The organism is Pseudomonas sediminis (genome assembly GCF_039555755.1).
GTDB classification, from domain to species: Bacteria; Pseudomonadota; Gammaproteobacteria; order Pseudomonadales; family Pseudomonadaceae; genus Aquipseudomonas; species Aquipseudomonas mendocina_D.
Genome location: NZ_CP154631.1, coordinates 2856978 through 2871961 on the forward strand (window position 1 = coordinate 2856978; position 14984 = coordinate 2871961).

Genomic DNA, 14984 nt, shown 5'->3' on the forward strand with positions numbered 1-14984 from the left:
ATGCGCCGGCCGCCGCTCTGGGTAGAACCTCCGCGCGAGAAATGGGCTAATTGCCTTGAAATACTTTGCAAAATTCGCCCCGTTGAGCGGAGTTCGCGGCCTGAATATATTTGCGCCCGTGATGCCGGGCCCCTCTGGCGGTTAACACCGCGATGTCGGAATCACAGTCTGTTCAATCTGACTGTAGGAGGGGCTCATGACTGCCCTCGAACCGTTTCTCTTCGCCGACTTCCTCGGCACGGCCACCTGGTTGTGGCTGGTCTTCATCGCTGTCGTCATCTCCCTGCTGGCCTTCGACCTTGGCGTGCTGAATCGCGATAACCGCGAGATCGGCGTGCGCGAGAGCCTGTTGCTCTCGGGTGGCTACATCACTGCGGGTCTGTTGTTCGGTGTCTGGGTGTTCTTCCAGAAGGGCGGCGACGCCAGCATGGATTACCTCACCGGCTTTCTGATCGAGAAATCGCTGTCGATGGACAACGTGTTTCTCATGGCCATGATCTTCAGCTTCCTCGCCATCCCGCGGCAGTACCAGCACAAGGTGCTGTTCTGGGGAATCATGGGCGTGCTGGTGCTGCGGGCGATCATGATCGGCCTGGGTGCAGCGCTGATTCACGAGTTCAGCTGGATTCTCTATGTGTTCGGCGCCTTCCTGTTCTTCACCGGCGTGAAGATGCTGTTCTCCAAGCTCGACGATGCGCCGGACCTGCAGAACAACGTGCTGGTCAAGTTCCTGCGCAAGCACCTGCGCGTGACTGATGAGCTGCACGGCCAACGCTTCTTCGTGCGCCAGGACGATGGCAAGGGGCGCAGCGTGCTGTGGGTGACGCCGTTGTTCCTGGCGCTGATCCTGATCGAGTGCGCCGACCTGGTGTTCGCCATCGACAGCGTGCCGGCGATCTTCGCCATCACCCAGGATCCGTTCATCGTCTACACCTCGAACATCTTCGCCATCCTCGGCTTGCGCGCCCTGTACTTCGCCCTGGCGGCGCTGATCCACCGCTTCGCCTACCTCAAGTACGCGCTGGCCCTGGTGCTGGTGTTCATCGGCGCGAAAATCTTCCTGGTCGGCATCATCGGCAAGATCCCGGCTGCGGTGTCGCTGAGCGTGACCCTGGGCCTGCTGATCGGTGGCGTACTGCTGTCGCTGTACAAGACTCGCGGCCAGCCGCCCGCCAACATCTGACATATGAACCGAGCCTCGTCACACTGGCGAGGTCCGGTTTCGCAAGTGGAGAAATCGAGATGTATCAAACCTGGAAAAAACGCCTGACGCCTGTCGTCCTGGGCGTAGCGCTGATCACCCTGGCGGGCTGCGATGCTGCCGAGCAGTCCGCGCAGAAGCTCGCCGAAGAGGCGAAAAAGGAAGCACAGGCGCTGATCAGTGATTCAGTTGGCGAGGTGGTGGATGAGGTCAACCGCCAGGTGGACTCCCTGCAAGAGTCCACCAACCGAGCACTTGGCGAGGACGACAAGGAGAACGAGCAGGACGCCGAGACACCGCAGGCGAAGCCCGAGAAACCGCTCGAGCAGGGCGTCGAGACCTGATGCAAGGTCGGCGGTGCAGGCACCGCTGAGCGGTTGCTGGGCGCCGCCACTTCCGCCCCGGCGCGCTTGGGTTTATCCTGCGCACCTCTTTGGGGAGTAGCCTGCCGTCGCGCTAGCGTCGGCGCGTTGGTCAACATTCTCGGCAACCTGCCGTGGCCAACGCATCCGCTGGGATTGGTGAGACCAACGACAGTCCTGTGCCAGGTCGGGCGCGCAGTGGCTTGTCGTTGACTCAGGCCCGGCTGGAGTTTCCCTTGAATCCTCTCTCGCTGCTTCTTCTGTCATTCGCCATGTCGACGGATGCCTTCGCTGCTGCCATCGGCAAGGGCTCGGGCCTGCACAAGCCGCGCTTCGCCGAAGCCCTGCGTGCCGGCTTGATCTTCGGCACCATCGAGGCCATCACGCCGATCATCGGCTGGCTGATCGGCCAGGCGGCCAGCCGCTTCGTCCTTGAGTGGGATCACTGGATCGCCTTCGTGCTGCTGGTCGGGCTCGGCGTGCACATGATTCACGCGGGCCTCAGTGCCGATGACGATGCGTCTGAAGACAAACCCTCGCGCCATTCCTTTTGGGTGCTGGCTGTCACCGCGGTGGCCACCAGCATCGACGCCCTGGCCGTTGGCGTGAGCCTCGCCTTTGTCGAGGTGAACATACTGGTCGCAGCACTTTGTATCGGTTTGGCCACCACCCTGATGGTGACATTGGGCATGTTGCTCGGTCGTATGCTCGGTCAACTGGTTGGCAAGCGTGCCGAGATCGTCGGCGGTGTAGTGCTGATGCTGGTTGGCGCGACGATTCTCTACGAACACTTTGCGAGTCTGTGAACATGAACATGTCCCTGCGTTTTCTGAGAAACGCACTGCTGGCAGCTGCTGCGCTGATCGCCGCTGCCCTGGCGTTCTTCGCCTGGCAATACTTCTTTCCGGTGCAGGCCGCCAGTGGCTGGTCGTATCGCGTCGCCTACGACGGCGTACAGAAGGCGGCCGGGCTGGCACGAGCGCCGGGTGGCGGCATTCTGGTCAGCCAGGAACTGCAGGATGGTCGCGGCAGTATCCTGTTGATGCAGCCCGACGGCGACCGCGAAGTGGTGGTCGAAGGCCTGTCCAAACCCGATGGCCTGCTCAGCGCCCGTGGTGGCCTGGTGTTCAGCCAGGAGTCGGGTGATAAGCCGGTCAGCTTCCTGCAGGGCAAGCGTGTTTCCGAGCTGTTCGCGGGCGATCAGGTGCAGGGGCTGTGGGACGATGGTCACTACCTGTATGCCATCGAGGACCGCAAGGGAAATGGCCGGCTATGGCGCTACCGCTGGGATGATCGGCAACTGAGCGTGGTGCGTGACAACCTCTCGGAGACCGAGTCGATCACCCGCTGCACCGACGGCCGCATGCTATATAGCGAAAAGGAAACCGGGGTGATTCGCGAGCTGCGCGAGGATGGCCGCGACCCGGTAGTGATCGATGGCCTACGCAACCCGACCTTCCTGCTGTGCGACGAGCAGGGGCTATGGATCAGCGAGGACTCGACCCATCGCGCCCGCCTGCTGCTGGTCGACGCCCAGGGCGAGCAGACCACCGTGTTGTCGTTCCTCAAGGCGCCGCAAGCGATCCTGCCCTTGGACGATGGTCGTTACCTGATCGCCGAAGGTGGGCGTGATCGAGTGCTGGAATTGAGCGTGGTGAGATCGGCAGGCGGCCTTAAAAAAACCGAGATTGCCAGCGACCGGCAGGGCGGTTGAGGCCCGGCTGACGGCTTAACCGAGCAGACGTCTAGGGCTGAGCAGAGCCGCATTCAGGCCTGCTTCTGCAAGGCGCGGCGGCAGCGGCTGCCGGCGAATCAAGGCAGCGCAGGCTTGGCCCATGGCGGCGCTGGTCTGGATGCCATAGCCGCCTTGCGCTGCCACCCAGAAGAAGTCGTCGGCCTGGGTGTCGAAACCGCCGACCAGATCGCCATCGACGACGAAGCTGCGCAGGCCGGCCCAGGTGTGCGCCGGACGACGAATCTGCAGCGTGGTGTGGGTTTCGATCTGATGGATGCCCAAGGCGATGTCCAGCTCTTCAGGCTGCACGTCATGTGGCTCCACCGGGTCGGCATTGGCTGGCGAACCTAGTAAGAGACCTGCATCGGGTTTGAAGTAGAACGATTCGTCCAGGCTCACCAGTACCGGCCAGTGCTGGCAGTCGATGCCTGCCGGGCCGTTGAAGGTGAAGGCGGCGCGGCGCTTGGGCTGTAAGCCGATGCCGGGTAGGCCGGCCAGACGCGCGAGCTCGTCGCACCAGGCGCCGGCGGCATTGATCAGCACGCGCGTGCGGTAGCGTTGCCCGGCACATTCCACCTGCCAACCGTCCCCGTCGCGGTCGATACTGAGCACTTCGCGGTTGCAGTGAATCTCCCCGCCCTGTTGGCGGATACCACGCAGGTAACCCTGGTGCAGCGCGGCGGTGTCGATGTCAGCGGCGCTGGGGTCGAACAGCGCACCGTGCACGAGCTCGCGGCGCAACACCGGAACCAGCGCGCAGGCCTCGTCAGCACTGAGCAGGCGAGCCTCTGCAACATGCTCACGGGCCTGCTCGTACTGGCGCTGCAGCTCGGCTGCGTCACCGCTGAAGTCCACCACCAACTCGCCACGTGGCGTGAGCAGAGGATGCTCGGCAAAACCGGCTGGTGGGGCATCGTAAAAGGCGCGACTGGCAGCGGTCAGCGCGCGGACCTGTGGCGTGCCGTAGGCCACGGTGTAGAGCGCGGCTGAACGGCCAGTGGAGTGGTAGCCGGGCTGCGCCTCGCGTTCGAGCAGCAGCGTCTTGCCATGGCTGGCGAGAAAGTAGCCGGTTGAAGCGCCGGCAATGCCGGCGCCGATGATGAGGTAGTCGTAGTGTTGCATGGCGTATCAATCAACGGGGTCAAATGAAAAAGGCGAAGCTGGAGGGCTTCGCCTTTGTTCTGCTTCGGCCTTATCAGTGCTTGCGCGGCACCGGCTTGAGCAGCTCGTCCGGCGGCATTTCGCACTGGATCTTGCGGCCGATCAGCTCTTCGATTGGCGGCAGGGCGAAGGCGTCGTCCTCACCGGCGAAGCTGATCGAGGTGCCGCTGGTGCCGGCGCGGCCGGTGCGGCCGATGCGGTGCACGTAGTCGTCCGGGTCTTCCGGCAGGGTGAAGTTGATCACGTGGCTGATGGCATCGACGTGGATGCCACGACCGGCGACGTCGGTGGCGACCATGACGCGGATCTTGCCTTCGCGGAAGCCTTCCAGTGCGCGGATACGCTTGTGCTGCGGAATGTCGCCGGACATCTGCACGGCGCTGATGCCGTCGCGGGTCAGGCGCTCTTCGATGCGCCGGACTTCGTCCTTGCGGTTGGCGAAGACCATGACCCGCGTCCAGTCGTTCTGGCTGATCAGGTTGTACAGCAGTTTGTACTTGTCAGCCGAGGCTACGGCGTAGACGTGCTGCTCGACGGTGTCGCTGGCGACGTTCTCTGGCTCGATCTCGACGATGGCCGGGTTGACCGTCCACTGCTTGGCCAGGTTCATCACGTCGTCGGTGAAGGTGGCTGAGAACAGCAGGGTCTGGCGGTCACCCTTCATCGGCGTCTGGCGGATGATCTGGCGCACCTGAGGGATGAAGCCCATGTCGAGCATGCGATCGGCTTCGTCCAGCACCATCACCTCGACCATGTCCAGGTGCACTTCGCCGCGCTGGTTGAAGTCCAGCAGGCGGCCCGGGGTGGCCACGAGGATGTCGCAGAAGCGCGATTCCAGCTGCTTGAGTTGTTTGTCGAAGTCCATGCCACCGACGAATTGCATGACGTTGAGGCCGGTGTATTTGGTCAGCTCGGCGGCGTCCTTGGCGATCTGCACCACCAGTTCGCGGGTCGGCGCGATGATCAGCGCGCGCGGCTCGCCCATGTAGCGCTCTTTCGGCGCCGGGGTCTGCAGCAGCTGGGTGATGATCGAGATGAGGAACGCCGCGGTCTTGCCGGTGCCGGTCTGGGCGCGGCCGATGGCGTCCTGACCCTTGAGGGTGTAGCCCAGTACGCCAGCCTGGATCGGCGTGCAGTAGGGGAAACCGAGGTCGTGAATGGCGTGCATCAGCTCGGGGGCGAGCTTGAAGTCATGGAAACGGGTCTTGCCTTCGGCCGGCTCGACCACGAAATCTTCCAGCTTCCAGGTGTCGACTGGCTTGGCTGGGCGCTCGCGACGCGGTTTGTCGGCCTTGGGCGGGCGGGATTGTTGCGGCGCCGGGCTATCGCCTGCGCTCTCGCTGGCAGGGCGGGCGGGCTTGTTCTTGCGTGGGCGCTTCTGCTCTGCGTCACCGCTCTGGGCGGGCGCTGCTACGGATGACGGCGCTGGTTGTGGCTGCTCGTCTTCGGCTTTGCCGAACATTTTCTTGAGTGCTTTGAGCACGGGCTTCTCATCGACTGGTTAAGGAGTGAACGCCCGCCAGTGTAATGCAAGACGCGGGCGTGGCGAAGTGCTTCGCTCGCGTCTGTCAAGAGGACCGTGCGCCCAGCACCTTATTTCTCCGGCAGGCTGGCCAGCAGCAGGCGCTGTACATTGCCGCCCATGATCGCGGCAATGGCGTCATTGTCGAAGCCGGCGGCTTGCAGGCCTTCGGTAATCTGCGCCAGGCCGGTGACGTCGAACGGGGTGTGTACGGTGCCATTGAAGTCCGAGCCCAGGGCGACATGCTCGACGCCGACCTTGTCCGCCGCGTAGCGGATGGCTTTGACGATGGCGGCGACCGAGGTGTCGCACACCGCGGTGCTCCAGTAGCCGATGCCGATCACCCCGCCCGTGGCCGCGATGGTCAGCAGGTGCTTGTCGCTGAGGTTGCGGGTGCCGGCGCAGGTGCCTTCGACGCCGGTGTGCGAGACCAGCACCGGGCGCTTGGCCATGGCCAGTACATCATCGATCAACGGGCGTGAAGCGTGGGCCAGGTCCACCAGCATGGATTTTTCTTCCAGGCGCGCGATGACCTGGCGCCCCAGTGGGGTCAGCCCGCCTTTTTCCAGGCCATGGGCCGAGCCGCCGACTTCGTTGTCGAAGAAGTGAGTCAGGCCGGCGATGCGGAAACCCGCGTCATACAGCACGTCGATGTTCTCCAGCTTGCCCTCGATAGGTTGCAGGCCTTCGGTGGCGAGCAGGCCGGCGACGCGGCGCGGGTCCTTTTCCCAGGCATCGACGAAGTTCGCCAGGTCCGCGCGGGTGCGGATCAGCACCAGGCGCCCATCGCTGCCGGCGCTGGCGTCCTTGAGTTTCTGCGCCTGGTACAGGGCGCGCTGTAGCAGGCTGCTCCAGGTTTCCCGTGGCCAACGCTGGGCCATGGCCAGCAGTGTGATGTTGTCGCTGTCGGCGCCGTTGCTCTCCATGTTCAGGCCGCGTGGGGTTTTGGTCACGGTGGAGAACACCTGCAGGCCGAGGCGGCCTTCGAGCATGCGTGGCAGGTCCGAGTGGCCGTAGTCGTAACGCTTGAGCAGGTCGCGCTCCCAGAGCAGGGCGTCGTCGTGCAGGTCGGCGACGAATAGCCCTTGGTGCAGCTTCTGCGCGCTGGCGCTAGTCGGATAGGGCGGTGGGCTGGCCACGCTGTTCATCTGTGCGTCGAGTACCTGGGGCAGGCCCAGAACAGCGAGGGCGGAAAGGGGGACTAGCAGAAGCACAGCAATCAGCAGTTTGCGCATGAGAAGCCATCCAGGCGTGTTGTTATGTGCGCCACTCTAGCAGGGAAGCGCGACGCGCGGTGTCAGCCGCTGAGGCAGTTACGCCCCTGCTGCTTGGCCTGGTACAGCGCGGCATCTGCACGCGCGATCAGGCCCTGCAGGCTGTCCTGATGCTGCATCTGCGCCAGGCCAATGGAGATGGTGACGCCCGGCAGAACGCCGACTGGCGAGTAGAAGGAGGCGATATGCTCCAGGCTGAAGCGCAGGCGTTCGCCGATACTGCGTGCCGCCTCGGCACAGATATCCGGCAGGAGAATGACGAACTCCTCGCCTCCGAACCGTATCAGGCTGTCCTTGGGCCGCAACTGGCTGCGCAAGGTGTGCGCCACCATGCACAGGGCGTAGTCCCCTGCAAGATGTCCGTGCTGGTCGTTGTAGGCCTTGAAGTGGTCGACATCGAGCATCAGCAGCGAGATGGGGGCGTCGTTGAAGGCACAGCGGGTGCTTTCGCGTTCGAAGACGTGCTCCAGCCAACGTCGGTTGAAGCAACCGGTGAGGGTGTCGACATTGGCATTCTGCTCGCTGTCGAGAATCTGCCGGTTGCCCTGGCGCACACGCTCACAGAGCAGCTCCAGCAGGTTCTGCATCATCTGCGGTGATTGCTGAAACAGCGCGACCAGCGATTCGCGATGCAGGCGCAGCACCGTGGAGGGGCGCTCGGCTACGACGTAGGCAGAAGGATGTTCGTTGTCGATGAAGCTGATCTCACCCGCGCAGTCGCCGACTTCGAGGGTGCTCACGGCCTGGTTGTCCAGTGACCCGAGATAGACACGCAACTGGCCCTCGATCAGCAGATAGAGGTACTGGTTGCGATTGAAGGGGGAGAGCAACACTTCGCCGGCTTCCAACTCGCACGCGCGAAACCCCTGCAGCAACTGATCCAGGCTGCTGGTAGCGACATTCTGAAATAGTCGCAGGTGCTGAACTTGCTGCAGGTCTGCCTGCCAGTGCGCCGGTTTCATTGCGATCTCGTCGGGCCTGGCCGGGCGAATAGGCCTGAGGGCACCACCAACGCTCCCTGTCGTGTCTACGAATAGAGTTCGACATTATTCCCGGGCTCCACGCGTGGCAATGTCTGCCAGTGGCTCGGCCGACCAGTGGTTGCACGAAAGTGCAAAGCTGTTAACTGGCGCGCGTCCTTGCGCGCTCTGGATCACGCTGCGAAGTGGATGCGATGGCCCACCGCGTAGCCGGACAGCCGTTCGCCAATGCTGGCAGCCAAGACCTGATCCTGATTCGGCAGGTGGATGTGGGCCAATTGACCAGCCTTGTCATCGCTCAGCACTTCGACCCGAACAGCCGGGTGCAACTCATCGATAGCCGCCTGGTAAACCCGGGCGATGGCATCGAAGCGCAGCGCTGGTTTGAAAGTCTTGCCCACCGCGGTAAGCGGAATGGCATCGATGATCCAGGCGTCCTTGGGTACCGCGGCGCGCTCGGGGATATGGGCGGCGGCATGCTCCAGCAATTCGACCTCGCTGACCTGTGCACCGGGTTTGAGCTGGACGTAGACCACCGGCAGTTCGCCGGCCTTCTCGTCTGGCTTGCCCACTGCAGCGGCCATGGCCACTGCCGGGTGCTTGTGCAGCGCTTCCTCGATCATCTGCGGGTCGATGTTGTGGCCGCCGCGGATGATCAGATCCTTGCTGCGGCCGGTCAGCCAGATGTAGCCGTCGGCATCGACGCGCCCCAGGTCACCGGTATTGAACCAGTCGCCATCGACCCAGATGCCGGCGTTCTTGCTCGCCTGCAGATAGCCCTTGAATACCGTGGCACCGCGGATGCACAGGTTGCCGATTTCGTTGGGCGCGGCTTCGCGCAGATATTGCCCCTGCTCGTCGAGTACCTTGATACGCACTTCGCAGTAGGGCATGGGCAGGCCGATCGAGCCAGGGCGGCGCTCGCCGGCTGGAGGGTTGGCGCAGCTGCCGCAGGTGCCCTCGGTCAGACCATAGCCTTCGAGCAGAGTCAGCCCGGTCTTGGCTTCGAACTGGCGAATCAGCTCCACCGGCATGGGCGCTGCGCCGCACAGGGCGTACTTCAGCGAGGACAGGTCATGGCCTTCGCTGGGAATCTGCAGGAGGCCGGCATAAATGGTGGGCACTCCGCTGAAGAAGCTGACCTTGTGGCGTTCGATGACCTTCCAGAAATTGCCGATCAAGGTGGTGTTGCGATAGCCCTGAGGCGTGGCCAGCAGCACTTCGGCACCGCCGATGAAAGCCGCCAGGCCGGTGACGATGACGCCGTTGACGTGAAACAGCGGCAGGCCGCAGAGGGTTACGTCACCGACGCCGAAGCGCGTCACCTGGTTCATGCTGTAGGCCATCGCCACTTCGTTGCCGTGGCTGTGCGGCGCCAGTTTTGGCGTGCCGGTGGTGCCGCCGGTGTGGAAGTAGCTGGCGATATCGTCGGCGGCGATCACGCGGCCACTTTCTAGGTGATCGGCTGGGCAGGCGGCGATGGTCTCGTCGAAGTCCAGCACGCCCTCTGGTAGCGGGCCGCGCTGGGCCTTGAGTACGCTGCGTTGTGGCTCCGGCAGCAGGTTGGCCATATCCACGCAGAGAATCGCTTTCAACTCCGGCAACTGATCGCGCAGAGCGTTGACCTTGTCCCACAGGTCGGTGCCGGGGAAGGGCGCCAGGGTCACCAGCAGTTCGGAGTCCGACGCGTGGATCAGCTCGGCGATATGCTCGGCGTCGAGCAGCGGGTTGATCGCGTTGACGATCCCCGCCGCCTCGCCGCCCCAAATGGTGTAGTGGGTCTGCGGCAGGTTAGGCAGCAGGAATGACACCGCCTTGCCCGGGCGCAGGCCCAGACGATGGAAGGCGTTGGCCGTCTGGGTGATTTTGCCGAGCAACTCGGTGTAGTTCAGGCGTAGCGGGGCTTCTTCGGCCGTGCCCTGGAGGATGAACGACAGCGCTGGTGCATGCGGACTGGCCTGGGCCGTGCGGCGGATCAGATCAAAGGTGCTCTCGGGCAGGCCGCGATCACTCAGCGGCGTGCTCTCGATCTGTTGAATATCCTGCAGGGTACGAATGAGGGGCGCTGTGCTCATTTATTGTGCATCTCTTCGGTTCGGTCAGTCTGCCAGCAATTGGCTCAACCATTCGGCGATATCGCGAATCTCTTCCGGTAGCACCTCGTGGGCCATCGGATAGTCGCGCCATTGCACCGGCACCCCGCAGGCGTGCAGGCGGTCATACGCGGCGCGTCCCATGTCTGGGGTCACCACGTCGTCGAATCTGCCATGCAAACAAAGCACCGGCAGTTGTCTTTTTGTATCCGCCAGGGGCATTTCATCGCTGAAAGTCGGCGCGTAGGTCGACAGCGCCAGTACCCCGCCGAGGGGTTGCAGATAGCGCACGAAGGCGGTGTGCAGCACCACTGCTCCACCCTGGGAGAAGCCCGCCAGGACGATGCGTTCAGGGGCGATGGCGCTTTCGCGCTCGGCTTCGATCAGGGCGATCACCTGGTCGGCGGATTCCTCCAGCTGCGCCTGGTCGATGGCCCGTGCCGGGGTCATGGCGAGAATGTCGTACCAGCTCGGCATGCTCCAGCCGCCGTTGATGGTCACCGGGCGGGTGGGCGCCTGCGGCAGGATGAAGCGTGTGCTGGGCAGGCGTTCCTGCAGCATCTCGGCGACCGGCAGGAAGTCGTAGCGGTCAGCTCCCAGCCCGTGGAGCCAGATCACGCTGGCATCGGCGTTTTGTGGTGGCTGCAAAATCATGGGTGCGGTCATTGGTAGCTCCAGTGTGGTACGGGCGCATCGAATTGGGGCGTGCCCCTGCTCAAGGCTTGGCTAATCTGTGAATAAGTTGTCGCACGGGTGAATCTTTTGCCCTTGCCCCTTGCATATCCGGCCATTTGCCATGTGCTGGTACGGGGCTTGCTAAGGCTCATCTGAACTGACGACGCGGTGCGGTAACGGTAACACTGTGCCACTGCGCACCGCTCAACAGGCAGGAATCTGCTGTGTGGGGTTCCTAATAGACCGTCAGGGCGATCAATCGCTCAGGCGGATGACGATCCGTCTCTTGCCCGTTCAACCAATGGGCTGGGCAGGAGCAGTTGGCCAGCAGAGGGAAATGCCGACTAGACTCCTGCCTGACGTTCGAACTTCTCGTCGATACCGTTGCTGCCAGCGGGTCGCGTGCCTCAAAAGGGTGGAGAAGGCGGACGGAGACTCCAACACAACAAGAGCAACTGGAGGTTTTTGATGAAGATGGTGAAATCCACCCTGGCTGTGCTGACCACCGCAGCTGTGCTCGGTGTCAGTGGCTTTGCTCAGGCAGGCGCCACCCTGGATGCAGTGCAGAAGAAAGGCTTCGTGCAGTGCGGTATTAGTGACGGTCTGCCTGGCTTCTCCTACGCCGATGAAAAAGGCAACTACCTGGGTATGGACGTTGACGTCTGCCGCGCTGTTGCCGCCGCTGTATTCGGCGACGCTACCAAAGTGCGTTACAGCCCGCTGACCGCCAAGGAGCGCTTCACTGCGCTGCAGTCCGGCGAAGTCGACATCCTATCGCGTAACACCACCTGGACCAGCTCGCGCGACGCCGCACTGGGCCTGAACTTCACGGGTACCAACTACTACGACGGCCAGGGCTTTTTGGTTAACAAGAAGCTGGGCGTTTCCAGCGCCAAGGAACTGGACGGGGCTACCGTCTGCATCCAGGCCGGTACCACCACCGAGCTGAACCTCTCCGACTACTTCCGTGCCAATGGCATGAAGTACACCCCCATTACCTACGATACCTCTGACGAGAGCGCCAAGTCGGTCGAAGCTGGTCGTTGCGACGTGCTGACCTCCGACCAGTCGCAGCTGTACGCACAGCGCATCAAACTGGCCAACCCTGACGATTATGTCGTGCTGCCGGAAGTCATCTCCAAGGAGCCTCTGGGCCCGGTCGTGCGCCAGGGTGACGAAGAGTGGTTCGACATCGTGCGCTGGACCCTGTTCGCCATGGTCAACGCCGAAGAGCTGGGTTTGACCTCGGCCAACGTCGAAGCCACCGCCAAAGACACCAAGAACCCGGACGTAGCACGTCTGCTGGGTACTGAAGGTGAATTCGGTAAAGACCTCAAGCTGCCGAAAGACTGGGCAGTACAGATCGTCAAGCAAGTCGGTAACTACGGCGAGTCCTTCGACCGTAACGTTGGTGCCGGTAGCGAGCTGAAGATCGAGCGTGGTCTCAACGCCCTGTGGAACAAGGGTGGTCTGCAGTACGCACCGCCGGTGCGTTGACCGTCCACAGCGGCAGGCCTAGCGCCTGCCGCTGTCGTTTCCGATTAAGTGAACTCCGGCCGGCTTGCGTGCGGCCGGGGCTTCCATGAGGGTTGTTATGCAAACGACTGCTAATGCCCCGCGCCCGCGAGGATCGCTTCTGAACGATCCGCAGGTGCGCGCTTGGGCTTTCCAGATCATTGCCGTTGTCGCCGTTGTGGCGCTCGGCTGGTTTCTCTTCCAGAACACCCAGGCCAACCTGGAGAAGCGCGGGATCATTTCCGGCTTCGCTTTTCTCAATAACAGCGCCGGTTTCGGTATTGCCCAGCACCTGATCGACTACACGGAAAGCGACAGCTACGCCCGTGTGTTTCTGGTTGGTTTGCTCAATACCCTGCTGGTGTCTTTTATCGGTATCGTGCTGGCCTCCATCCTTGGCTTCCTGCTGGGTGTGGCGCGGCTGTCGCCTAACTGGCTGATCAGCAAGCTGGCCACCGTTTACATCGAGATCTTCCGCAACATTCCGCCGTTACTGCAGATCCTCTTCTGGTATTTCGCTGTCTTCCTTGCCCTGCCTGGTCCTCGGCAAAGCCTGGACGTGGGTGAGGTCTTCTTCCTCAACAGCCGTGGTCTGTACATGCCGGCGCCGAGTCCTTCGGAGAGCTTCGGTCTGTTTGCCGTGGTGCTGCTAGCAACCATCGTCGGCATCATCGCCCTTGGACGCTGGGCCAAGAAACGCCGTGAAGCCACCGGCCAGATCTTCCCGCTGCTGTGGACATCGCTGGCGCTGATTGTGGTGATTCCAGGCCTGACCGCATTGGTCGCGGGCAATCCGCTGGTGTGGAGTGTGCCGGAGCTGACCGGTTTCAACTTCCGTGGCGGCTGGGTGATGATCCCCGAGCTGATGGCGCTGACCCTGGCACTGACCATCTACACCGCGGCATTCATCGCCGAGAACGTGCGTTCCGGGATCATGGCGGTCAGCCATGGTCAGACCGAAGCCGCGCGTTCGCTGGGTTTGCGTCCGGGCGTCACTCTGCGTCTGGTGATCATCCCGCAGGCGCTGCGCGTGATCATTCCGCCGCTGACCAGTCAGTACCTCAACCTGGCGAAGAACTCGTCCCTGGCTGCCGGTATCGGCTATCCGGACATGGTGTCGCTGTTCGCCGGCACTGTGCTCAACCAGACCGGCCAGGCCATCGAGGTGATCGCCATCACCATGAGCGTGTACCTGGCGATCAGCATCAGCATTTCCCTGCTGATGAACTGGTACAACAAGCGCATTGCGCTGACTGAGCGGTAAGGAGCAGCCATGCAGACTCATACATTCAAACCGGACCTGCCGCCACCGCGCATGAGCGTCGGTGTGGTGGGCTGGCTTAAGGCCAACCTGTTTTCCAACTGGTTCAACAGCCTGCTGACCGTTTTTGCGATGCACCTGATCTGGTTGATCGTGCCGCCGCTGCTGCAGTGGGCGATCATCGATGCCAACTGGGTCGGCAGCACCCGCGCCGACTGCACCAAGGAAGGCGCGTGCTGGGTGTTCATCCAACAGCGCTTCGGTCAGTTCATGTACGGCTTCTACCCGACCGAGTTGCGCTGGCGTGTGGATGCCACTCTGTGGCTGGCGATCATCGGCATGGCGCCGCTGTTCGTGCCGCAGATGCCGCGCAAGGCGGTGTACGGTCTGGCTTTCCTGGCGATCTATCCGTTCATCGCCTGGACCCTGCTGCACGGTGGTGTATTCGGCCTGGACGTTGTTTCCACCAGCCGCTGGGGCGGCCTGATGCTGACCCTGGTGATTGCTGCTGTCGGCATCACCGGTGCGTTGCCGCTGGGCATCCTGCTGGCGCTGGGGCGACGCTCCAACCTGCCGGCGATCAAGGTCATCTGCGTCACCTTCATCGAGTTCTGGCGCGGTGTGCCGTTGATCACAGTGCTGTTCATGTCCTCGGTGATGCTGCCGCTGTTCCTGCCCGAAGGCATGCATTTCGACAAGCTGATGCGTGCGCTGATCGGGGTGATCCTGTTCCAGTCCGCCTACATCGCCGAAGTGGTGCGTGGTGGCTTGCAGGCCATTCCCAAGGGCCAGTACGAAGCCGCTGCGGCCATGGGCCTGGGCTACTGGCGGATGATGGGCCTGGTGATCCTGCCGCAGGCGCTGAAGCTGGTGATTCCGGGCATCGTCAACGTCTTCATCGCCCTGTTCAAGGACACCAGCCTGGTGATCATCATCGGCCTGTTCGATCTGCTCAACAGCATCAAGCAGGCGACCACCGACCCGGCGTGGCTGGGCATGGCCACCGAGGGCTACGTGTTCGCCGCGCTGATCTTCTGGATTTTCTGTTTCGGCATGTCCCGCTATTCGCTGCATCTCGAGCGGAAGCTGGATACCGGCCACAAGCGTTAGGAGCTGATCAGTATTTGCTGCGCGTCGGCCGGGCGGCGTTGAAAACACTCTCGGGATGCTCATGTACAGCCGTACATTGCGCTCCCTCGAATGTT

13 protein-coding genes and 1 riboswitch are annotated in these 14984 nt (G+C 62.7%); of the genes, 7 read left to right on the forward strand and 6 right to left on the reverse strand.

Features of this window, described 5'->3' with window-relative positions; genetic code table 11:
- Nucleotides 1-196: 196 nt before the first annotated feature.
- The 4 genes from AAEQ75_RS13455 to AAEQ75_RS13470 all read left to right on the forward strand — a co-directional run bounded on the left by AAEQ75_RS13455 (nt 197) and on the right by AAEQ75_RS13470 (nt 3277).
- On the forward strand, nt 197-1183 hold the full coding sequence (locus tag AAEQ75_RS13455; protein ID WP_343349286.1) for a TerC family protein: 987 nt from the start codon (nt 197-199) through the stop codon (nt 1181-1183).
- A 59-nt stretch (nt 1184-1242) separates the two neighbouring features.
- Entirely contained in the window at nt 1243-1545 is a 303-nt protein-coding gene (locus AAEQ75_RS13460; RefSeq protein WP_041979594.1) for a hypothetical protein, read from the forward strand.
- A 76-nt stretch (nt 1546-1621) separates the two neighbouring features.
- Nucleotides 1622-1794: riboswitch (yybP-ykoY riboswitch) on the forward strand.
- Between the two features lie 5 nt (nt 1795-1799).
- Nucleotides 1800-2369, forward strand: coding sequence for a manganese efflux pump MntP (gene mntP / locus AAEQ75_RS13465; RefSeq protein WP_106734556.1), 570 nt, complete (start codon nt 1800-1802; stop codon nt 2367-2369).
- Nucleotides 2370-2371: 2 nt separating this feature from the next.
- Nucleotides 2372-3277 (forward strand): hypothetical protein, encoded by a 906-nt coding sequence (locus tag AAEQ75_RS13470; protein WP_343349287.1) that lies wholly within the window; start codon nt 2372-2374, stop codon nt 3275-3277.
- 15 nt (nt 3278-3292) lie between these two features.
- On the opposite strand, the gene AAEQ75_RS13475 is transcribed toward AAEQ75_RS13470, so the two are convergent.
- From AAEQ75_RS13475 to AAEQ75_RS13500, 6 genes are all read right to left on the reverse strand, one after another.
- A complete protein-coding gene (locus tag AAEQ75_RS13475) occupies nt 3293-4420 on the reverse strand; it encodes an NAD(P)/FAD-dependent oxidoreductase (protein ID WP_343349288.1) in 1128 nt (375 codons plus the stop codon).
- Between the two features lie 73 nt (nt 4421-4493).
- Nucleotides 4494-5942: an ATP-dependent RNA helicase RhlB gene (rhlB, locus tag AAEQ75_RS13480; protein ID WP_106734559.1), complete on the reverse strand. Its 1449-nt coding sequence runs from the start codon at nt 5940-5942 to the stop codon at nt 4494-4496.
- Nucleotides 5943-6052: 110 nt separating this feature from the next.
- Nucleotides 6053-7216 carry a dipeptidase gene (locus tag AAEQ75_RS13485; protein ID WP_343349289.1) on the reverse strand — a complete coding sequence of 388 codons (1164 nt, stop codon included), beginning with the start codon at nt 7214-7216 and terminating at the stop codon, nt 6053-6055.
- A 62-nt stretch (nt 7217-7278) separates the two neighbouring features.
- Nucleotides 7279-8217: a diguanylate cyclase domain-containing protein gene (locus AAEQ75_RS13490; RefSeq protein ID WP_179574366.1), complete on the reverse strand. Its 939-nt coding sequence runs from the start codon at nt 8215-8217 to the stop codon at nt 7279-7281.
- 191 nt (nt 8218-8408) lie between these two features.
- Nucleotides 8409-10310: an acyl-CoA synthetase gene (locus tag AAEQ75_RS13495; RefSeq protein WP_343349290.1), complete on the reverse strand. Its 1902-nt coding sequence runs from the start codon at nt 10308-10310 to the stop codon at nt 8409-8411.
- A gap of 24 nt (nt 10311-10334) precedes the next feature.
- On the reverse strand, nt 10335-10994 hold the full coding sequence (locus tag AAEQ75_RS13500) for an alpha/beta hydrolase (RefSeq protein WP_343349291.1): 660 nt from the start codon (nt 10992-10994) through the stop codon (nt 10335-10337).
- Between the two features lie 477 nt (nt 10995-11471).
- Here AAEQ75_RS13500 and AAEQ75_RS13505 point away from each other — a divergent pair, with 477 nt between their 5' ends.
- From AAEQ75_RS13505 to AAEQ75_RS13515, 3 genes are all read left to right on the forward strand, one after another.
- A complete protein-coding gene (locus AAEQ75_RS13505; RefSeq protein ID WP_179544147.1) occupies nt 11472-12500 on the forward strand; it encodes an amino acid ABC transporter substrate-binding protein in 1029 nt (342 codons plus the stop codon).
- 97 nt (nt 12501-12597) lie between these two features.
- Complete coding sequence (locus tag AAEQ75_RS13510; protein ID WP_166432427.1) at nt 12598-13782, forward strand: amino acid ABC transporter permease; 1185 nt, start codon at nt 12598-12600, stop codon at nt 13780-13782.
- 9 nt (nt 13783-13791) lie between these two features.
- On the forward strand, nt 13792-14889 hold the full coding sequence (locus AAEQ75_RS13515) for an amino acid ABC transporter permease (RefSeq protein WP_343349292.1): 1098 nt from the start codon (nt 13792-13794) through the stop codon (nt 14887-14889).
- Nucleotides 14890-14984: the final 95 nt, after the last annotated feature.